The following is a 20957-nucleotide window of genomic DNA, read 5'->3' as shown; positions in this document are numbered from 1 at the left end:
CTGACACACCGCTTTCGCGAGCAAGCCCGCTCCCACAGTTGTTAGGTGGTGTTCTCGAAAGTGGATCAAGCGGCAGAAAAGCGGCATCCGGCGGAAAACCGTTGCCGCTTTTCTGGCATTACCGCGTTGCCATGGCCGGCAAAGCCCCGGTTTCCGGGGTTTTTTGAATTGGCATGGGGCTTGCTAAGTTGATCCTACGAAAAATCAGGTCACCCGAAGGTTTCCCGACATGAGCATCAGCTTCGATAAAGCGCTCGGTATCCACGAACAAGCCCTGGGCTTCCGCGCCCAGCGTGCCGAAGTCCTGGCCAACAACATCGCCAACGCCGATACCCCGAACTACAAGGCTCGGGACCTGGACTTCTCGAAAGTGCTCGCCGAGCAGAACGAGAAAACCAAAAACGGCACCTTCGCCTTGAACATGACCAACAGCCGTCACATCGAAGCTGAAGGCCTGGGCAATGGCGACGAGTCGTTGCTGTATCGCACCCCGATGCAACCGTCGATCGACCAGAACACCGTGGACGCCCAGCTGGAACAGTCGAACTACGCGGAAAACGCGATTGGCTTCCAGGCCAGCTTCACCCTGCTCAACAGTAAATTCAAAGGGCTGGTGTCAGCCCTGCGTGGAGAGTAAGCCATGTCTCTGTCCAGTGTTTTCAACATTGCCGGTAGCGGCATGAGTGCGCAGACCACGCGCTTGAACACCGTCGCTTCGAACATCGCCAACGCCGAGACGGTCTCGTCGAGCATCGACCAGACCTACCGTGCGCGTCACCCGGTATTCGCCACCATGTTCCAGGGCGGGCAGAACGGCGGCAGTGACTCGCTGTTCCAGAGCCAGGACGCCGCCGGTCAGGGCGTTCAGGTGCTGGGTGTGGTCGAAGACCAGAGCAATCTTGAAGCGCGCTATGAGCCGAACCATCCGGCGGCCGATGCCAAGGGCTACGTCTACTACCCGAACGTCAACGTGGTGGAGGAAATGGCTGACATGATTTCCGCGAGCCGTTCGTTCCAGACCAACGCCGAAATGATGAACACCGCCAAAACCATGATGCAGAAGGTCCTGACCCTCGGTCAGTGATAAGGGGCGACTCAGATGAGTGTTACCGATTCCACCAGTGGTTTGAGCCTCAACGACATCCTGGCCAACTCTTCGATCAAGACCAGCACCACGACTGACGGCCTCGCGTCCGCAACCGGCAGCGCCACGGGCAACCAGGCGCTGGGCAAGGATGCGTTCCTGCAATTGCTGGTGACCCAGCTGAAAAACCAGAACCCGCTGGAGCCCCAGGACAACGGCGCGTTCGTGGCCCAGTTGGCGCAGTTCAGCAGCCTGGAAGGCATCACCACGCTCAACAGCACCGTGACCGGCCTGGCCAGCAACTACAACTCGTCCCAGGCCTTGCAGGCATCGTCGCTGGTGGGGCGTTCGGTCATCGCGCCGGGCGACAAGGCCGTGGTCGATACCACCAAGAGCCTCAGCGGCACGGTGGTCGTTCCGTCTTCGGTGGCGTCCGCCACCCTGAAGATCACCGACGCCGACGGCAAGACCGTGCGCACCATCGACCTCGGTTCGCAGAAGGCCGGCAATGCCAGCTTCATCTGGGACGGCAAGAACGATGCGGGTGAGACGGTACCTGCGGGCACCTACACCTTCGGCGCCACGAGCACGATCGATGGCCAGTCCGTCGCGTTGATCACCAACCTGCCCGCGACCGTCAACAGCGTGACCATCAGCCAGACCGGCGGTGAGTTGATGCTCAATCTGGCCGGGCTGGGCAGCGTTGCCCTGTCCAAAGTACAAACCATTGGTATGTAGAGCCGACTAACACGGCACAAAGGAGTGGATGATGTCTTTCAATATCGGCCTTAGCGGTCTCTATGCAGCCAATAAACAACTGGACGTGACCGGCAACAACATCGCCAACGTCGCGACCACCGGTTTCAAATCGTCCCGCGCAGAATTCGAAGACGTGTACTCGGCGACCCGCCTGGGCACCGGTAGCAAGGTCATCGGTAACGGTGTGCGCCTAGCCAACGTGTCCCAGCAGTTCACCCAGGGTGACATCAACAACACCGGTAACGTGTTGGACATGGGCATCAACGGTTCCGGCTTCTTCACCCTGAGCAACAACGGCTCGATTTCCTACACCCGTGCCGGTACGTTCAAGGTCAACAGTGATGGTTACATCACCAACACCGACTACACCTCGCGTCTGCAAGGCTACGGTGTGGATGCCAACGGCAAGATCATCAACGGCGTATTGACCGACCTGAAGATCGACACTTCGAACCTGGCACCGAAGTCCACTTCGCTGGTGACCTCGACCATCAACCTGAACTCGACGGCTCCGGTGATCGACGACACAGTGGCGGCGGGCAAGTTTGACCCGACCAATACCGCGACCTACACCAAGTCGTTCAGCACGCCGATCTATGACAGCCAAGGCAACATGCACCCCATGGATCAGTACGTGGTGAAAACCAGTGCCAACATCTGGAAGGTCTACACCCTGGTGAACGGTCGTAACCCGGATGCTACCGGTAGCGATCCGAAAACCACCGCGCCGGTGGCTTCCACCATGACCTTTGACTCCACTGGCAAGCTGACTCAAGTCAGCACTCCGCCAGGTCCGGTGATCCGCAGTGACCTGAAGCTCACCGGCTGGGTACCAGGCAATGTAACCAACGGTGTCTTCACGCCTAACGGTGCTTCGGCGAACCCGGCCGGTATTACCATTTCAATGGCCCAGACCACTCAGTACAACGCAGACACCGCCCGTTCGATCCCGACTCAGGACGGTTACGCCACTGGCCAGATCACTAACCTGACCATCGACGGCACCGGTACCTTGTTCGCTAACTTCAGCAACAACCAGAACAAGGCCATCGGCCAGGTTGCGCTGGCCAGCTTCACCAACGAGCAAGGCCTGCAAGCGATCGGCGGGACCAGTTGGAAGGAAACCTTCGCATCGGGTATCCCGGGTTATGACGCGCCGGAAACCGGCACCCTGGGTTCCATCCAGTCCAACTCCCTGGAAGAGTCCAACGTCAACCTGACCAACGAACTGGTGGACCTGATCAAGGGCCAGAGCAACTATCAGGCGAACGCCAAGACCATTTCGACCCAGAGCACCATCATGCAGACCATCATTCAGATGACCTGATACCGATGCTTTGTAAAAAGCTGTAACGGAAAGCTCCTCTTTTAGGGGCTTTCTTGTTTAATGCACGCGCCGTGGCCCTCCGTGCCCGGCATTGGTGTTTGCGTGGGCGTTTTCGCACGCATCGTCACGCAAGACCTGGGCGCCAATGAGCGGTTCGCCCAACCACTGACAGGGATGCAACGAATACTTCATGGCTTTTCTTTCTCGCTCTCGAATCGTCTTCGGGACGCTGTCCTTTTTTGCCTTGCTGGTCGGGCTTGCCTGGCATCAGGGCTGGGGATCTTCTCCAAAGAAGTACCTGACCACCACGGTGACCGTCGAAAACCTTGAAGAAACCGTATTGGCCAGCGGCGTGGTCAAGCCCTTTGAGCAAGTCAGCGTCGGCGCTCAGGTCAATGGTCAACTCAAGAGCCTGAAGGCCGGGTTGGGCGATACCGTGCGCCAAGGGCAGCTGTTGGCCGAAATCGACCCGCTGTTGCCACAGAATGAGTTGCTCAAGTCGCGGGCCGCATTGCTCAGTGTCCGGGCGCAACACAAAGCCCGACGGGCGATGATTCGTCAGTACGAACTCGATTTTCGTCGCAAGCAAAGCCTGGTTGCCACTGAGGCCGGATCGCGGGCCGATCTGGAAATGGCCGAGGCGCAACTGCAAAGCGCCCGTGCCGAATTGGCATCCCTGGCGGCACAAATCTCCCAGGCAGAGATAGAAATCAGGATCGCCGAAGTCAACCTCGGCTATACGCGTATCAGCGCGCCGATGGACGGCGAGGTCATTGCCGTAGTGACCAGGCAAGGTCAGACCGTCGTTTCCGCACAAAGTGTGCCGACGTTGCTGATCCTCGCCCGGCTGGACCGGATGACGGTCGAGGCGCGGATATCCGAAGCCGATGTGGTGCGAGTCAAGGCCGGTCAGGCAGTGTCCTTCAATATTCTGGGGGACCCGGATCGGCGTTTCGAAAGCCATATCCGCGCGGTCGAGCCTGCGCCCGAATCCATTGCTCGCCAGGATTCGACACAAGGCGCTGGCGGTGCGACGTCCGGGGGCGCCGATGCGGCGGTGTATTACAACGCATTGTTCGACGTGTCCAATGATGATCGTTCGCTGCGTACGTCGATGACGGCGCAGGTCAGCGTGTTGCTCAACTCTGCTGAAAAGACCACGACGCTGTCGGTGGCGGCACTTGGCAAGCGTGTGGCCGACGGCCGCTATGAGGTGCGTCGGTTGGTTGATGGCCAGCCGCAGACCGTGCTGGTCAAGACCGGATTGCGCAATGACCTGATGGTTCAAGTGCTGGACGGGCTCAAGGAACACGACGAGGTGGTGCTCGGTGAGGAGCTGGAGCCTCTATGAGCAGCGTGACCGACGTCGGCAGCTTGAACGTCGAGCCCCTGAAGGAGGCTTCACGAACCTTGCCACTGCTGTCACTTGAAGGCGTTCAACGCTGGTTCGCCGACGATGAGGCCAGGACTCATGTTCTGCGTGATGTGAACCTGGTGATCGAAGCCGCAGAGATGGTGGCGATCATCGGGCCTTCCGGCTCCGGCAAGTCGAGTCTGATGAATATCCTCGGTTGTCTGGATCGTCCCTGCGCCGGACGCTACTGCATCAATGGCGTCGACATGGCGCAGATGAGCAGCGATGACCTGGCGACATTGCGCCGTGAGCATTTCGGTTTCATCTTCCAGCGTTTTCATCTGTTGTCCCACCTGAGTGCCGAAGCCAACGTCCAGATTCCAGCCATCTATGCCGACGAACCTTTTGCCGAACACCAGCAACGGGCCAGGTCATTGCTTGAGCGTCTCGGGCTGGGGCAGCGATTGCAGCATCGACCGGGGCAGCTCTCCGGTGGTCAGCAACAGCGTGTCAGCATCGCTCGCGCATTGATCAATGGCGGTGCGGTGATCCTGGCCGACGAGCCAACCGGTTCGCTGGACTCGCACAGTGGCGAGGAGGTGATGGCGATTCTGCGGGAACTGCATCGCAACGGTCACACGGTGATTATCGTGACCCACGATCCGCAAGTGGCCAAGTGCACTGACCGGATCATCGAAATCCGTGACGGCGAGATCGTTGCCGATCAAGTCAACCACGCCCAAACAGCCTTTGCGGGGCGGGCTGTCGAGCCCGCGAGCACTGCGCAGCATGTCGTGCGCGATGTGAGCGGGGTGCATTGGCGCCGATTCATTGAGGTCTTCAAGATGGCCTGGCTTTCCCTGTGCAGCCATCGGATGCGCACATTGCTGACCATGTTGGGGATCATCATCGGAATTGCTTCGGTGGTCTCGGTGGTCGCACTGGGGCAGGGCGCGCAGACTCGAGTGTTGCGTGATATCAGCGCCATGGGCACCAACACCATTGATGTATATCCGGGCAAGGACTGGGGTGATGAGCAAGCCGCCTCTATCCGGACCTTGCAGGCTGTTGATCTACGGGTCATCCAGGCGCAGTTCTGGGTCGACAGCGTTTCACCGATGGTGAGCGGTAGTCGGACGATTCGTTATCGCAACCAGCACGTCGACGCGTCGGTCAACGGCGTCAGTCAGGATTACTTTCAGGTGATGGGCATCGGCATGGCCAGGGGGGTGGCGTTCAGCGACAGTGATGTCGCGCGTCGCGGCCAGACCCTGGTGATCGACCACAACACTCGACAACGGCTGTTCAAGGAATGGGAACAACCGCTGGGCAAAGTGATCTTTGTGGGCGGCATGCCGTGCACGGTCGTCGCGGTCATGGAAAGTCGCGATGACGGATTTGCGGGGCCGAGTCTTCAGGTCTATTTGCCTTATACGACCGTGATGGGGCGTTTGCTGGGGCAGAGTCATTTCAATTCGATCAAGGTCCGGCTCAAGGATCAGATTGCCAGCGGTGCCGCCGAGCAAGCCCTGCAAACATTGTTGCTGGCGCGCCATGGGCGTCAGGACTTTTTCTTCAACCCCAGCGACAGCATCCTCAAGGCCGTGCAGAAAACCACGGACACCCTGACATTGCTCATTTCCGCGGTGGCCTTTATTTCTCTGCTGGTGGGTGGCATCGGCGTGATGAACATCATGTTGGTGTCGGTTACCGAGCGAACCCGGGAGATTGGCATTCGAGTGGCCGTCGGCGCACGGCGTGCTGACATCCTGCAGCAGTTTCTGATCGAAGCTGTGCTCGTGTGTCTGTTGGGTGGTTTGTTGGGCGTGCTGCTGTCGTTATTGATCAGTCAGGTATTTGGCTACTTTGTGCAGATGATCGTCATGGAATTCACCGCGCTGGCGATGGTTTCAGCCTGCCTATGTTCGCTTTTGGTGGGCGTGCTCTTCGGCTACATCCCAGCGCGCAATGCGGCGGGACTAGACCCTATCCATGCGTTGGCCCGGGAATGAAGTCCATGAAATCCAGATGGGCATCGGCGCTGTTGTTACCTTTGTGGTTATCGGGTTGCGGCTCTCTGTTGCATAGTGAATATCGTCAACCGGCGGTGCAAACGCCGGCCTACTGGTTTGGCGACGCCTCGGATGGGCGAGCGCTGGCTGCGGGTGAGCGTTGGTGGGAGACGTTTGCCGACCCGCGTCTGAATGCACTTGTCGACGATGCGCTGGCGCGTAACAACGACCTTGCTGTCGCCGCTCTCAGAGTGCGCCGTGCGACGCTTCAGGCCGGACTGACCGGCACCAGCATCAGCCCTGATGTGAACGTTGGTCTGGGGGCCGACTGGAGCAAAAAACTGCACGCAGGCAACTCGAGTTCGCGTCGGTTCACCACTGACACGGCGATAAGTTACGAAGTCGACTTATGGGGACGGCTGGCCAGTACGCGTGATGCTGCTGAATGGGAAGCTCTGGCGACCGAGTATGACCGGCGAGCCAGTGCTTTGAGCCTGATCGGCACTACCGCCCGACTGTACTGGCGCATCGGGCTTTTCAACGAGCTGCTCAGCAGCGCCCGGGAGAGTATCCGCTACGCCGAGCAGACTCTACGGTTAGTGCAGTCCCAGCGCCTGGCGGGTGCGGCATCCCGCCTGGAAGAGGCCCAGGCCGAGCAGGTGCTGGCCACGCAACGCGCCGTACTGAGCGACTATCAGCAGCAGCTTGAAGCGGCGCGCAATGCCTTGGCGATTGTGTTTGATCGAGCGCCGGAACACCGGCTCTCCGAGCTTGAGCAATTGCCGGCGGCGACATTGGCAAACGTGCCGGCGGGGTTGCCGGCTCATTTGATTGATCGTCGTCCGGATCTGCAGGCGGCCGAATGGCGATTGCGCCAGGCACTGTCGAACTATGATGCAACGCGGGCAAGTTTCTATCCCGGCTTTACGCTTACCAGCAGTCTGACCACTGGAGGTAGTCGAGAGCTGCACAATTTACTGAGTGACCCTGCGGGCGTGTTGGGGGTTGGCGTGACGCTGCCTTTTTTGCAGTGGAACGTGCGCAAGTACACTGTCGGTATATCGAAGGTGGACTATGAAGCCGCGATCATCGGTTTCCGCCAAGGCGTCTATGTGGCGCTGTTCGAAGTCGAGGATGCCCTGTCGGCGCGGGAACAGTTTGCGAATCAGGGAGCGCTGCGCGAGCAAGCCCTGGCGGCAGCGGTCAAGGCTGAAGGGTTGGCCGAGATTCGCTACCGCAGTGGGCAGACGGGGATCAAGGAGTGGCTCGACCTGCAAGAGACTCGTCGCTCGGCGCAAATTACTCTGGCGCAAAACCGCTTTGACCGATTGCAGGCGCAAATGGGCTTGTACCTCGCGTTGGGGGGCGGCTTCGGCCACTAAATTTTATTCCGGTATTAACGTCAAGTTATTGGGATGATGGTTTTGCAATTAAGGAAGATTGTGTTCGGGGTTTGGTTTTAGTTGGTTTCGTTTGATTGATATGGCCCGGTGTTTTTATGCAATTTAGGTTGTAGGGGTTTGTTTGTGTGTAAGTGTTGTTTTTTATTGTTTAATTAATCGATAGTGGATGGTTGCTAGCCAATTGATGTTGTTTTTGGTTGGGTTGGGGCGTAAGGTGGGCGCTCTTTCATTAGGGGTGAAATGATAGCTCGGCTTTTTGTCGATAGAGCTTTTGATGTGGGTGTGACATTTGTATTGATGCCTGACTTCAACGTTGCCGGCCAAGTGCCGAAGTGTTGAGTTGGTACTCTGTCTACGCATGTTTGAGGGCTTGTCGTACGAGGGGAGGGCTATGGTCGATCGAGTTAATAGCGGCGGCTTTCGTCTTTGATGAATTGACGGGTACTGAATCGCAGTGCTCTTGCTAAAGTCTCTAATTCAATGAGTGATTGGGTGCGAAGTGCCAACTTGCTGATTGAGGGGGGGACGTTCTTTTTGAAATGGAGGTCGTTATGTCACTGCGTATGGGTTTGGGTCTTACTTTGGCTGCAAGTTTGCTGGTTGGCGCTGTTGCTGTTCAGGCTAAACCAGCCGCCTGGTGGAAGTACCAATCGGCTTCGACCGGTCGCTTTATGTGCAGTAATGTTCCGCAAGCGCCGGGCTGGATTCGCTTCTCCGGTCCTTACAATAATGGCGGTTGCCGTTAAGTCGTACGGTACGACTAAGTAAGTAAAAAAGGCCTCTTCTCCTGGAAGGGGCTTTTTTATGGTTCTTCACGGAATCCCGGGAAACACAGAAACAAGAACGCCGATTTGATTGATGATGTTCGTGCGAGCAAACACATCTAACAAACCGGCGTTCTTATGCGCGATATTAATACTTTCCTTCCTTTTTGGGAGGGATTTTCTGTCGTCACCATCAAGCCCGATGGCGATGCTCTACAGATCGACCTGACGCCCCACGCCACCCGGTTTCCTTCCTGTGGCGGCTGCCAACAACCTTGTTCAACCACGCATGAGTACTGCCAGCGAGTCATTCGTGATTTGCCCATTCTCGGCCGAGCAGTGCGCCTCAGCGTGTTGCTCCGACGTGTCGGTTGTCGCGACTGTGGCAAACGCATGGAAGCCGTCAGTTGGCTGGATCGCTATGCCCGCATGACGCGCCGCCTGGCCGAGGCGGTCATTCAAGCCTGCGAACGCCTGCCCACAAAACACGTGGCTCAACTGTTCGGGCTGCATTGGGACAGCGTGCGGTTGCTGGAGCGTCGAGCCTTGCAAGCGGCGTTGAGTGTTTTGCCAAAGGCGCAGCCACGGCGCTTGGTAATGGATGAATTCGCGCTGTTCAAAGGTCATCGTTACGCCAGCGTCGTGCTGGACGCCGATACCCGGCGAGTGCTGTGGATTGGCGAAGGTCGCAGCCGTGCGGCGATCAGGCCATTCTTCGAGGAGCTGGGGCCAGAGGGTTGCGCTCGCATCGAAGCGGTGGCGATGGACATGAACACCGCCTTTGACCTGGAGGTTCGTCAGCACTGCCCAAAAGCGCGCGTGGTCTACGACCTCTTCCATGTGGTGGCCAAATATGGCCGAGAGGTGATTGATCGAGTCCGCGTCGACGAAGCGAATCGGCTACGTCATGACAAGCCTGCCCGAAAGGTCATCAAGCAGGCGCGATGGCTGTTGCTGCGCAACCCGCAGAACCTGAAAACGCCGGAGCAACAGGTCCGTTTGGAGGATCTGCTGGCGGCCAACCAAGCGTTGATGACGGTCTATTTGATGAAGGCTGAACTCAAAACGCTTTGGGCACCGAGCACCGCCTGGGGCTGGCGATCAGCCTGGCAGCAATGGCTGCGCCTTGCGCATGAAAGCGACATACCGCCTCTGATCCAGTTTGCCAAACGACTGAAGGGTTACTGGCGGGGCATCGTCAGCCGTGTTCGCTGGCCGATGCATACGGGCCAGTTGGAAGGCATCAACAATCGAATAAAGGTCATCAAACGGATGGCGTACGGTTACCGGGACAGCGAATTCTTTTTCATGAAGATCAAGAGCGTCTTTCCCGGTAATCCGTGAAGAACCATTTTTATACGTGACAGAAAAACAAAAGAAAAACCCCCGGCAAACCAGAAGTCTGTCGGGGGTTTTTCGTTCAGGCGTCTCGCAACGCCTGAGTCAGCTCAGCTTACTGGCAAGCTTCGCAATCCGGCTCGTCGATGGCGCAAGCCTTCGGAACTGGAGCAGGACCGGCAGGCGCTGCCAGGACCGAGTCGTCACCGTGGTTGCCGCCGCTGGAAACAGCGTTCAGCTTGCCGGTGTTGATGGTCGACTTCTCGGTGCTGGTCGCAGCCAGGGCACGGAGGTAGTAAGTGGTTTTCAGGCCACGGTACCAGGCCATGCGGTAGGTCACGTCCAGCTTCTTGCCCGAAGCGCCGGCGATGTACAGGTTCAGCGACTGAGCCTGGTCGATCCACTTCTGACGACGGCTTGCCGCGTCGACGATCCACTTGGTGTCAACTTCGAAGGCGGTCGCATAGAGCTCTTTGAGTTCTTGCGGGATGCGCTCGATCTGCTGCACCGAACCGTCGTAGTACTTCAGGTCGTTGATCATGACCGAGTCCCACAGACCGCGAGCCTTCAGGTCGCGAACCAGGTACGGGTTGATCACGGTGAATTCGCCCGACAGGTTCGATTTCACATACAGGTTCTGGTAGGTCGGTTCGATCGACTGCGAGACGCCGGTGATGTTGGCGATGGTCGCGGTCGGTGCGATGGCCATGATGTTCGAGTTACGGATGCCTTTCTGTACACGGGCGCGAACCGGTGCCCAGTCCAGGGATTCGTTCAGGTCGACATCGATGTACTTCTGGCCACGGGACTCGATCAGGATCTGTTGCGAATCCAGCGGCAGGATGCCTTTGGACCACAGCGAACCCTGGAAGGTCTCGTAGGCGCCGCGCTCGTCGGCCAGGTCGCAGGAAGCCTGGATCGCGTAGTAGCTGACCGCTTCCATCGACTTGTCGGCGAACTCGACGGCAGCGTCGGAACCGTAAGGGATATGCTGCAGGTACAGCGAGTCCTGGAAGCCCATGATGCCCAGGCCGACCGGACGGTGCTTGAAGTTGGAGTTCTTCGCTTGCGGCACCGAGTAGTAGTTGATGTCGATCACGTTATCGAGCATGCGCACGGCGGTGTTCACGGTGCGTTGCAGCTTGGCGGTGTCCAGCTTGCCGTCGACGATGTGGTTCGGCAGGTTGATCGAGCCCAGGTTGCAAACGGCGATCTCGTCCTTGTTGGTGTTCAAGGTGATCTCGGTGCACAGGTTCGAACTGTGGACCACGCCGACGTGCTGCTGCGGGCTGCGCAGGTTGCACGGGTCCTTGAAGGTCAACCATGGGTGGCCGGTTTCGAACAGCATGGACAGCATCTTGCGCCACAGGTCTTTGGCCTGGATGGTCTTGAACAGCTTGACCTTGCCCGGGTACTCGGTCAGGGCTTCGTAGTACTCGTAGCGCTCTTCGAAGGCCTTGCCGGTCAGGTCGTGCAGGTCCGGTACTTCGGACGGCGAGAACAGGGTCCACTTGCCGTCATCGAAGACGCGCTTCATGAACAGGTCAGGGATCCAGTTGGCGGTGTTCATGTCGTGGGTACGACGACGGTCATCACCGGTGTTCTTGCGCAGTTCGATGAACTCTTCGATGTCCATGTGCCAAGTTTCCAGGTAGGCACACACAGCGCCTTTGCGCTTGCCACCCTGGTTAACGGCTACAGCGGTGTCGTTCACTACTTTCAGGAACGGCACGACGCCCTGAGATTTGCCGTTGGTGCCCTTGATGTACGAACCCAGCGCACGAACCGGCGTCCAGTCGTTGCCCAGGCCACCAGCGAATTTCGACAGCATGGCGTTGTCGTGGATCGCGTGGTAGATGCCCGACAGGTCATCCGGCACGGTGGTCAGGTAGCAGCTCGACAGCTGTGGACGCAGGGTACCGGCGTTGAACAGGGTCGGGGTCGAAGCCATGTAGTCGAAGGACGACAGCAGGTTGTAGAACTCGATCGCGCGGTCTTCTTTGTGCTTCTCTTCGATCGCCAGGCCCATGGCCACGCGCATGAAGAAGATCTGCGGCAGTTCGAAACGCACGCCATCCTTGTGGATGAAGTAACGGTCGTACAGGGTTTGCAGGCCCAGGTAGGTGAATTGCTGGTCGCGCTCGTGGTTGATCGCCTTGCCCAGTTTTTCCAGGTCGAAGGTGGCCAGCACAGGGTTCAGCAGTTCGAACTCGATACCTTTGGCGATGTAGGCCGGCAGTGCCTTGGCGTACAGGTCGGCCATTTCGTGGTGAGTGGCGCTCTCGGCCACACCGAGGAAGCCCAGGCCTTCGCCGCGCAGGGTGTCCATCAGCAGGCGTGCGGTCACGAACGAGTAGTTCGGCTCGCGTTCAACCAGGGTACGGGCGGTCATCACCAGGGCGGTGTTGACGTCGTTCAGGGCCACGCCGTCGTACAGGTTCTTCAGGGTTTCGCGCTGGATCAGGTCGCCGTCGACTTCTTCCAGGCCTTCGCACGCTTCGGTGACGATGGTGTTCAGGCGGCCCATGTCCAGCGGCGCCAGGCTGCCATCGGCACGGGTGATGCGGATCGACGGGTGAGCGTTGACCGCTTCCTCGGCCGGTGCGTGGGCAGCGCGTTCTTTCGAACGACCGTCACGGTAGATCACGTAGTCGCGAGCCACTTTCTGCTCGCCGGCACGCATCAGGGCCAGTTCGACCTGGTCCTGGATTTCTTCGATGTGGATGGTGCCGCCCGATGGCATGCGACGCTTGAAGGTCGCGGTGACCTGTTCGGTCAGGCGGGCAACGGTGTCGTGGATTCGCGACGAGGCAGCAGCGGTGCCGCCTTCAACTGCGAGGAACGCTTTGGTGATGGCGACGGTGATTTTGTCATCGGTGTAGGGAACGACAGTGCCGTTACGCTTGATCACGCGCAGTTGGCCAGGCGCGGTGGCGGACAGATCCGAATTCGAATCAGCGGCCTGCGGCAAGGTGCCCTGCGGGTTCTCGCGAGTTGTGTCGGTTTGCATGGGGGAGTGTCTCCACATTCTCTATGTTTGTTTGGGCACCATCACGGTGCCCACCGTTCCGTCCTGAAGCACTACAACCGGCGAGCGCCGGGCATAACAACTTCGGGACAGTAGGAAGGGGGCTTTATCGAGCGCCGCTTCCATGCCGAAGTCTTTGGTCTCACGCCTTGGGCCTGAAACCTTGGTCCTTTGCAGGTGACAGTTGGGACTGCAACACCCGTACCGTTTTCACCACTCGGGGCCGAAACACAGTAGCCATCCGCACGCGCGGTTTGGTCTTTCAAAAATACGTATGGTTCAACCGGACAGAGGCAATAAAAGCGCTTGAAATTGGTGTCTGGTTTGTGTTTGGTTTTTTTGCGCAAAACCCTACATCTAGGGTTTTTTTAGCGCCGGGCTACAAGATAATGCGTTTTGGGGGGCGATTGCAACGTACTGCCTGTGGATAAACCTGTGCGTAAATTGTGTGTGAAAGAGGGAACCGGCGTGTAGGCCGCGACCTTGCTGGACCGGACCTTTTTTCAGCGATTTTCAACGATCGAAAACGGCCGGGCGGATTTTTAAGGGCGCGAACCCTATCACAAAAAACCCTGTTGTCCGAACGCATTTACCCGCTTGTGTTCTCGACGGGCGACGTTTATACAATCGGCCCAGCGTGTATACATTTTTATCCCCCCGAATCATTACAAAAAGACGGGTGGATCCTTCCTTATTGGTGTTTTTGGCAAGCAGAGGTCACCCGTGGAGCAAGAAGCCTGGCAGGTATTGATTGTGGAGGACGACCAGCGACTGGCCGAACTGACCCGCGATTACCTGGAAGCCAATGGCCTGCGTGTATCGATCGAAGGGGATGGTGCGCTCGCTGCGAATCGCATCATCAAGGAACAACCGGACCTGGTGATCCTCGACCTGATGCTCCCCGGTGAAGATGGCCTGAGCATTTGCCGCAAGGTCCGCGCCCGATATGACGGCCCGATCCTGATGCTCACCGCGCGCACCGATGATACTGACCAGATTCTCGGCCTGGACCTGGGTGCTGACGACTACGTTTGCAAACCGGTACGCCCGCGCCTGCTGCTGGCGCGTATCCAGGCACTGCTGCGTCGTAGCGAAACGCCCGAGGTCGCCCCGGAAAAACAGCGACGTCTACAGTTTGGCCCGCTGATCGTCGACAACGCCTTGCGCGAAGCCTGGTTGCAGGGCAACGGCATCGAGCTGACCAGCGCCGAATTCGACCTGCTCTGGCTATTGGTGGCCAATGCCGGGCGCATCCTCTCCCGGGAGGAGATCTTCACCGCGCTGCGGGGTATTGGCTATGACGGTCAGGACCGCTCCATCGATGTGCGCATCTCGCGCATCCGCCCGAAGATCGGCGATGACCCGGAGCATCCACGGCTGATCAAGACCGTGCGCAGCAAAGGCTATCTGTTCGTTCCCGAGGCTTGCGTAGACCAGTCCCTGTGAACTCGATCTTCCTGCGTATCTATGGCGGCATGTGCGCCGCGCTGATCCTGGTGGCGGTGCTCGGTGTGCTGGCGTTGCACCTGCTCAATGAGGTGCGCAGCGAGCAATACCGCGAGCGCCTGGCCCACGGCACGTTCTCGCTGATGGCTGACAACCTGCAACCGATGAACCAGACCGAGCGCCACCGGGCCTTGCTGGTGTGGGAGCGGCTGCTGGGGATTCCGCTGGCGCTGAAAACCTTTGCCGAGACCGACCTCGACCTGACCCAGCGCACCCGTGTGTTGCGCGGTCAGGCATTGGTGGAACAGACCGGGCCGCACGCGGCGAAGGTCTACAAGCTGGTCAGCGACAAGGAACAGTTGATGCTCACCGGGGAAGTGCAGCAGATCAGCGAGCAACTGGCCCGGGCGACCATCTACCTGTTGACCGATGAACTGGTGCGCACCCCGGTCGCCGACCAGCCCTTGCGCCTGGCGCAATTGAAGGAAAGCAAGGGCTTCGGCTTCGACCTGCGCCTGGTCACGGTTGACGAGGCGGACATGGACGAAGACCAGAGCCGCCGGGTGTCCGAGGGTGACACGGTGATGGCGCTGGGCAAGGGGGGCGATTCGATCCGGGTATTTGCCGGCATGGTCGGTACGCCGTGGGTCCTGGAAATCGGCCCGTTGTATCAGATGAATCCTTATCCGCCAGAATGGCTGGTGCTGATCGCCGCGCTGGGCCTGACACTGATCGGTTTGATCGTCTATCTGCTGGTGCGTCAGCTCGAGCGACGCTTGCGTGGCCTGGAGGCCGCCGCCACGCGCATTGCCAAGGGCAGCCTGGAAACCCGCGTGCCGGCGCGCGGCGCGGACTCGGTGGGGCGGCTGGCCTCGGCGTTCAACGGTATGGCTGAACACTTGCAGCAGTTGCTGGCGATCCAGCGCGAATTGGTGCGCGCGGTGTCTCACGAATTGCGCACGCCGGTGGCACGCCTGCGCTTTGGCCTGGAGATGATCGGTTCGGCCACCACGCCGCAAGCCCTGGAAAAATACTGCCAGGGCATGGACCACGACATCGAGGACCTCGACCGGCTGGTGGACGAGATGCTGACCTACGCGCGGTTGGAGCAGGGCTCGCCGGCGCTGAACTTTCAGCGGATCGATCTGGATGCCTTGGTCGATCAGGTGATCGAAGAGCTGGCGCCGTTGCGTGCCGATGTCACGGTGCAACGGGGCTTGTGTCTGTCGGCTGCCGATAACGACGACGCCTGGGTCGAGGCCGAGCCGCGCTACCTGCACCGGGCGATCCAGAACCTGGTGAGCAATGCCATGCGCCATGCGCAATCACGTGTGACCATCAGCTATCAGGTGGGGCAGCAGCGATGCCGGGTGGATATCGAAGATGACGGGCCGGGGGTGCCGGAGTCAGCGTGGGAGAAGATCTTTACGCCGTTCCTGCGTCTCGACGACAGCCGTACCCGCGCGTCTGGAGGCCATGGGTTAGGCCTGTCCATTGTGCGACGCATCATCCATTGGCATGACGGGCGCGCGTTGATCGGCAAGAGCAAGAGCCTGGGCGGGGCGTGCTTCAGCCTGAGCTGGCCGCGCAATCAGGAGAAGCGTTGAGCTCTCGTGTTGTCTGATATGGCCCCATCGCGAGCAGGCCTGACAGGCGCCAAAGACTTCAGGCCTTGATGCTGACCAGACTCAACAACTGCCCATCCTTGACCCCGAACTGCGCATCCAGCTCGGTGCCATTGCGCCATTCGCTGGACAGATCAGTGAGCAATCGCAACCGCACCTCACCCGACTCACTCCACTCCAGCACTTCGGCATGTTCGAAATAAAAGCGTTGCTGAACGATCGGATAGAGCGCCTTGAACAGGCTTTCCTTGACCGAGAAAGTCAGGGTGACCAGCAACGCCCTTTGATCGTGATCACCGGCCGCCATGCGCTGTAGCTCCGGCGGATTGAGGATTTCCCCGGCCAGGCGTTCGGCCCGTTCGGCATTGAGCAGGTTTTCCAGGTCCATGCCCAGGCCGCGCCAATGACTTTTGTTCGCCACGATCGCCGCGGCCCGGCCAGTGCTGTGGGTGATCGAGCCTGCGATATGAGCAGGCCAGACCGGTGCCCGGTCTTCACCGATGGCCGGAATGAAGCTCAAGCCTTCCAGTCGCTGTAGCGCGGCCCGGGCACACACCCGCCCGGCGAGAAACTCCGCCTGCCGTTTGGCGACAGAGCGCTGAATGCTCGCCGGCGCTTCGACAGCGCTGCGCTGAAAGTCATCGCTGGCCAGTCGGGCGCTATCGAAGTGAGTACTCAGCAGGACCGTATCGGGCAGCACAAACGGCAGCGGCCAATGGTCATCGAGGGGCGTGCAGCAGACGGGCAGGACGGGGGTTGAATTCATATCAGGCATTTTGCCGGGTTGGCTTGAGGCTGGGTAGTGGCAGATGGCTTTTGTGGCGAGGGAGCTTGCTGTGGCGAGGGGGCTTGTCGGAATGCCGCACCACCCCGTTGGGTGGCGGAGCCACCCCAAAACCTGCAACCGAGATTTGTCAGACATACGGTGTTTACCGAATTTACGACTGCTTCGCAGCCGAGCGGGACGGTGCGGCGATCCGACAAGCTTCCTCGCCACAGGGAGATGTGCTTTTCCTCAATAGTTGAGTTTCAGCTGAAGATCTTCTTGAAAAACGCCTGCATGTCCGCCCAGGATTTTTCATCCGCGGCCTTGTTGTAGCCAATGTCCGGTCCGCCATGGTCGCCATGGCCCAGTCGATCGGCATCCGGGTTGGTGAAGCCGTGCCTGGCGCCGTCGAGGCTGACGAATTGGTAGTCGTCGCCGGCCTTGTCCATCTCACTCTTGAAAGCCGTGATGTTTTCCGGGGTGACGATGCTGTCCAGCGCCCCGTGTTCCACAAGGATCTTCGCCTTGACGCTGCCTGGCGTCGCCGGCGTATTGGTCGCCAGCGCTCCGTGGGAACTCACCACACTTGCCAATGGCACGCCCTGTCTTGCGGCATTGAGCACCACGGCGCCGCCAAAGCAGTAGCCGATGGCGGCAATTTTATGCGGGTCGGTCTGTGGTTGTTTTTTCAGCAGGTCGAGCCCGGCCTGAAACCTCGCGCTCGACACGGCACTGTCTTTCGCCACGGCTTGCATGAAGGCCATGGCGTCCTTGGGGTGCTCGGTATTTTTGCCATCGCCATACATGTCAATGGCCAGGGCGCTGTAGCCCAGGCCGGCGAGATCCCGGGCGCGACGCTTGGCGTAGTCGTTCAGGCCCCAGAACTCATGTACCACCAGGACCCCGGGGCGCGGGCCTTTGATGGCATCGTCATAAGCGTAATAGCCGATCATTTTCGTGCCATCGGCACTTTGGTAGGGGATTTCCCGGGTCTGGATGGCGGCCTGGCTGAGCCCGCTCAAGGCCAGCAGGAGGACGGCGAGGAACATGCGCATGGTCGGAACTCCTGTTGAAACGTGTCGAATGATTCGGGACGGGCCGGTTCAGCCCAGGTTCAGAGTGTGTTCAGGGGGAGTTCAGGGCGCGGTGCGTAACCTTGCCCCGTACCCAAAAAACAAACGGCACATGAGGAAACTCCCCAATGACTGGATTCAAAAAACTGCTTCTGGCATTCGCGGTTCTGGGCGCAAGCACCGCGGCTTTCGCGTCCGACGACAACTTCGCCAGCCTTACTCTTGGACAGACCAGCGACAAGGTCAAAAAATCCCACGCCTTGAACGATAACCTCAATCACCCGAACGCCGATGGCGTGATCGGCAAGGACACCACCTGGGGTGTTCGTCTGGGCCAGCAAAACACCAAGGGCCGCTACTACGCCACTTACGACAATGTGTCGGGCTCGCACAACGGCATTAAACTGCGTCAGGAAAACCTCCTGGGCAGCTACGATCTGTTTTACCCGGTGGGCGGCAGCACCAGGCTGTTTGGTGGCGCCACGGCCGGCCTGACCAAAATGACTCAGGAGTCGCCAGGCTTCAGCCGCGACAGCGATATCGGCTACGCCATCGGTGGCCAGGTGGGGGTGCTGCAACAGGTTTCGCAGAACACCTCGGTTGAACTGGGTTACCGTTACCTGCGCAGCAACGCCAGCACCGAGATGAGTGAGCGCGGCGGCAGCAAGCAGGGGTCACTGGACCTGACCAGCAGCGCCCAGACTTACCTGTCCGCCAACTACGCTTTCTGACAAGCGTTTCGTGAACGGCCTGCGCCGGATCAGCCCGAGTGACTGATCCGGCGTTGCCATGTTAGCTATTGAGGTGCGACGTTGTGCCTCTGGAGATGTTGATTTGCCCGGGAGAGCGTTATGAAACTGCTGGTTGTCGAAGATGAAGCGCTGCTGCGTCATCACCTGCAAACCCGCCTGACGGAGAGCGGCCACGTGGTCGAGTCCGTGGCCAACGCCGAGGAGGCGCTGTATCAGACCGCACAGTTCAACTTTGACCTGGCGGTGATCGACCTTGGTCTGCCGGGCATGAGCGGGCTCGACCTGATCCGCCAGTTGCGTTCAAGTGGCAAGAGCTTCCCGATCCTGATCCTCACTGCGCGCGGCAACTGGCAGGACAAGGTCGAAGGCCTGGCCGCCGGTGCCGACGATTACCTGGTCAAGCCATTCCAGTTCGAAGAGCTGGAGGCCCGCCTGAATGCCTTGCTGCGCCGTTCCAGTGGTTTCACCCAGTCGACCATCGTTGCCGGTCCATTGCTGCTGGACCTGAATCGCAAGCAGGCGTCTCTCGACGAACAGCCGCTGGCACTGACCGCGTATGAGTACCGTATTCTCGAATACCTGATGCGTCACCATCAGCAAGTGGTACCCAAGGACCGCTTGATGGAACAGCTCTACCCGGATGACGACGAGCGTGATCCGAATGTGATCGAGGTGCTGGTCGGCCGTCTGCGCCGCAAACTGGAGGGACCGGGCGGGTTCAAGCCGATCGACACCGTGCGCGGCCTGGGCTACCTGTTCAATGAGCGTTGCACTTGATCCGTTCGCTGCGCATTCGCTTGATGCTCGCCGCCACACTGTTGGCAGTGTTGTTCATGTTGGCGTTGCTGCCGGCGATGCAGGGTGCCTTCAGCCTGGCGCTGCAGGACTCCATCGAGCAGCGCCTGGCATCCGACGTGACTACGCTGATCTCGGCCGCCCGGGTGGAGAACAACAGCCTGCAGATGCCGGCGCAATTGCCCGACGAGCGCTTCAACCTCACCGACAGCCGATTGCTAGGCTACATCTATGACCGTGAAGGGCATCTGGTCTGGCGTTCGAAGGCGACCCAGGAAGAACGCATCAATTACAAGCCGCGCTACGACGGACGTGGCAGCGAGTTTGCGCGGATCCGCGAAGCCAATGGCCAGGAGTTCTTCGTCTACGACGTCGAGGTCAAGTTGCTCGGCGGCAAAAGTGCGGCCTTCAGCATCGTGGCGCTGCAACCGGTTCGCGAGTACGAGCTGACTCTCGAAGGTCTGCGGGAAAATCTCTATCTGGGTTTTGGCGCGGCACTGCTGGTGCTGCTGGCGTTGCTGTGGATCGGTCTGACCTGGGGCTTGCAGGCATTGCGGCGCTTGAGCCAGGAACTGGACCAGATCGAAGGTGGCACCCGCGAAAGCCTCAGTGAGGAACATCCCCGGGAATTGCTGCGCCTGACCGGTTCCCTCAACCGATTGCTGCACAGTGAGCGTGAGCAGCGCAGTCGCTATCGTGATTCCCTCGACGACCTGGCCCATAGTCTGAAAACGCCACTGGCGGTGTTGCAAGGCGTTAGTGAGGACATGGCCCAGCGTCCAGAGGATCGCGATCAGGCCTGGGTGCTGCAAACCCAGATCGAACGCATGAGCCAACAGATCAGCTACCAGCTGCAGCGCGCCAGCCTGCGCAAAAGCGGATTGGTACGTCATCAGGTGCACTTGCGGCCGGTGCTGAAAAGCCTGTGCGACACGCTGGACAAGGTCTATCGCGACAAGCACGTGCACGTCGCGTTCGATTTGCCCGACCCGTGCTACGTACCGATCGAGCAGGGCGCTCTGTTGGAGATGATGGGCAACCTGCTGGAAAACGCCTATCGCCTGTGCCTGGGCGAAATACGCATCAGTGTGCGTGAAACCCTCAGCGGCACCGAGTTGTGTGTCGAGGACGACGGCCCCGGCGTACCACAGGATCAGCGCTCACGGATTCTCGAGCGCGGAGAGCGCCTGGACCGCCAGCATCCGGGGCAGGGCATTGGCCTGGCGGTGGTCAAGGACATCATCGAGAGCTACAGCGCGAAGCTGACCTTGGGCGATTCACCGATGGGCGGAGCGGCGTTCCGGATTCATTTTCCGGCGGTTTGAACGGGTCTCTGATAGTGGTCTTTTCCGGCCGCTATAGGTATCAAGCGTTAAACGACCGGCAACAATGTTTTGTTGGCGTTCAGCCGTTTGGTGGCAGGTAATAAGC

17 protein-coding genes are annotated in these 20957 nt (G+C 59.3%); 14 read left to right on the top strand and 3 right to left on the bottom strand.

The genetic code is table 11. The features are described 5' to 3' along the window. Window positions 1–229 precede the first annotated feature (229 nt). From flgB to AC1DVE_RS22415, 9 genes are all read left to right on the top strand, one after another. The gene (gene flgB / locus AC1DVE_RS22455; RefSeq protein ID WP_007988729.1) at window positions 230–637 is read left to right on the top strand and encodes a flagellar basal body rod protein FlgB; all 408 of its coding nucleotides are present in this window, start codon (window positions 230–232) and stop codon (window positions 635–637) included. A gap of 3 nt (window positions 638–640) precedes the next feature. Beyond that, window positions 641–1084: a flagellar basal body rod protein FlgC gene (gene flgC / locus AC1DVE_RS22450; RefSeq protein ID WP_123432836.1), complete on the top strand. Its 444-nt coding sequence runs from the start codon at window positions 641–643 to the stop codon at window positions 1082–1084. Window positions 1085–1099: 15 nt separating this feature from the next. After that, the gene (flgD, locus tag AC1DVE_RS22445; protein WP_223456082.1) at window positions 1100–1822 is read left to right on the top strand and encodes a flagellar hook assembly protein FlgD; all 723 of its coding nucleotides are present in this window, start codon (window positions 1100–1102) and stop codon (window positions 1820–1822) included. Window positions 1823–1853: 31 nt separating this feature from the next. Continuing rightward, window positions 1854–3170, top strand: a complete 1317-nt coding sequence (gene flgE / locus AC1DVE_RS22440; RefSeq protein ID WP_317848680.1) for a flagellar hook protein FlgE — start codon at window positions 1854–1856, stop codon at window positions 3168–3170. 190 nt (window positions 3171–3360) lie between these two features. Continuing rightward, window positions 3361–4521 carry an efflux RND transporter periplasmic adaptor subunit gene (locus AC1DVE_RS22435; protein WP_223456084.1) on the top strand — a complete coding sequence of 387 codons (1161 nt, stop codon included), beginning with the start codon at window positions 3361–3363 and terminating at the stop codon, window positions 4519–4521. Beyond that, a complete protein-coding gene (locus tag AC1DVE_RS22430; protein ID WP_223534299.1) occupies window positions 4518–6536 on the top strand; it encodes a MacB family efflux pump subunit in 2019 nt (672 codons plus the stop codon). Before AC1DVE_RS22435 ends, AC1DVE_RS22430 begins: the two co-directional genes overlap by 4 nt. Window positions 6537–6541: 5 nt before the next feature. Then, complete coding sequence (locus tag AC1DVE_RS22425; protein ID WP_223456086.1) at window positions 6542–7918, top strand: efflux transporter outer membrane subunit; 1377 nt, start codon at window positions 6542–6544, stop codon at window positions 7916–7918. Between the two features lie 572 nt (window positions 7919–8490). Next, entirely contained in the window at window positions 8491–8685 is a 195-nt protein-coding gene (locus AC1DVE_RS22420; protein ID WP_223456087.1) for a hypothetical protein, read from the top strand. 156 nt (window positions 8686–8841) lie between these two features. Beyond that, window positions 8842–10047, top strand: a complete 1206-nt coding sequence (locus AC1DVE_RS22415; protein ID WP_223456088.1) for an ISL3 family transposase — start codon at window positions 8842–8844, stop codon at window positions 10045–10047. A gap of 109 nt (window positions 10048–10156) precedes the next feature. On the opposite strand, the gene AC1DVE_RS22410 is transcribed toward AC1DVE_RS22415, so the two are convergent. Further along, window positions 10157–13051, bottom strand: a complete 2895-nt coding sequence (locus AC1DVE_RS22410; RefSeq protein ID WP_223456089.1) for a ribonucleoside-diphosphate reductase subunit alpha — start codon at window positions 13049–13051, stop codon at window positions 10157–10159. 741 nt (window positions 13052–13792) lie between these two features. Here AC1DVE_RS22410 and AC1DVE_RS22405 point away from each other — a divergent pair. Further along, window positions 13793–14515 carry a response regulator gene (locus AC1DVE_RS22405; protein WP_477784188.1) on the top strand — a complete coding sequence of 241 codons (723 nt, stop codon included), beginning with the start codon at window positions 13793–13795 and terminating at the stop codon, window positions 14513–14515. Continuing rightward, window positions 14512–16122, top strand: coding sequence for an ATP-binding protein (locus AC1DVE_RS22400; RefSeq protein ID WP_223456091.1), 1611 nt, complete (start codon window positions 14512–14514; stop codon window positions 16120–16122). Before AC1DVE_RS22405 ends, AC1DVE_RS22400 begins: the two co-directional genes overlap by 4 nt. Before the next feature lie 58 nt (window positions 16123–16180). Here AC1DVE_RS22400 and AC1DVE_RS22395 read toward each other — a convergent pair whose 3' ends face one another. Both AC1DVE_RS22395 and AC1DVE_RS22390 read right to left on the bottom strand, forming a co-directional pair. Continuing rightward, a complete protein-coding gene (locus AC1DVE_RS22395) occupies window positions 16181–16906 on the bottom strand; it encodes a 4'-phosphopantetheinyl transferase family protein (RefSeq protein ID WP_223456092.1) in 726 nt (241 codons plus the stop codon). Between the two features lie 263 nt (window positions 16907–17169). Further along, on the bottom strand, window positions 17170–17961 hold the full coding sequence (locus AC1DVE_RS22390) for a dienelactone hydrolase family protein (protein ID WP_223456093.1): 792 nt from the start codon (window positions 17959–17961) through the stop codon (window positions 17170–17172). Between the two features lie 146 nt (window positions 17962–18107). Between AC1DVE_RS22390 and AC1DVE_RS22385 the strand changes: the two genes are divergently transcribed. From AC1DVE_RS22385 to AC1DVE_RS22375, 3 genes are all read left to right on the top strand, one after another. Next, window positions 18108–18710 carry a porin family protein gene (locus AC1DVE_RS22385; protein WP_223456094.1) on the top strand — a complete coding sequence of 201 codons (603 nt, stop codon included), beginning with the start codon at window positions 18108–18110 and terminating at the stop codon, window positions 18708–18710. Window positions 18711–18830: 120 nt separating this feature from the next. After that, window positions 18831–19508, top strand: a complete 678-nt coding sequence (locus tag AC1DVE_RS22380) for a response regulator transcription factor (RefSeq protein WP_008051507.1) — start codon at window positions 18831–18833, stop codon at window positions 19506–19508. Beyond that, complete coding sequence (locus AC1DVE_RS22375) at window positions 19505–20851, top strand: ATP-binding protein (RefSeq protein WP_223456096.1); 1347 nt, start codon at window positions 19505–19507, stop codon at window positions 20849–20851. Before AC1DVE_RS22380 ends, AC1DVE_RS22375 begins: the two co-directional genes overlap by 4 nt. The last annotated feature ends 106 nt before the right edge of the window (window positions 20852–20957 follow it).

This window comes from Pseudomonas sp. P4_B4, assembly GCF_056402255.1.
This window is presented reverse-complemented; position numbering and strand designations above follow the sequence as displayed.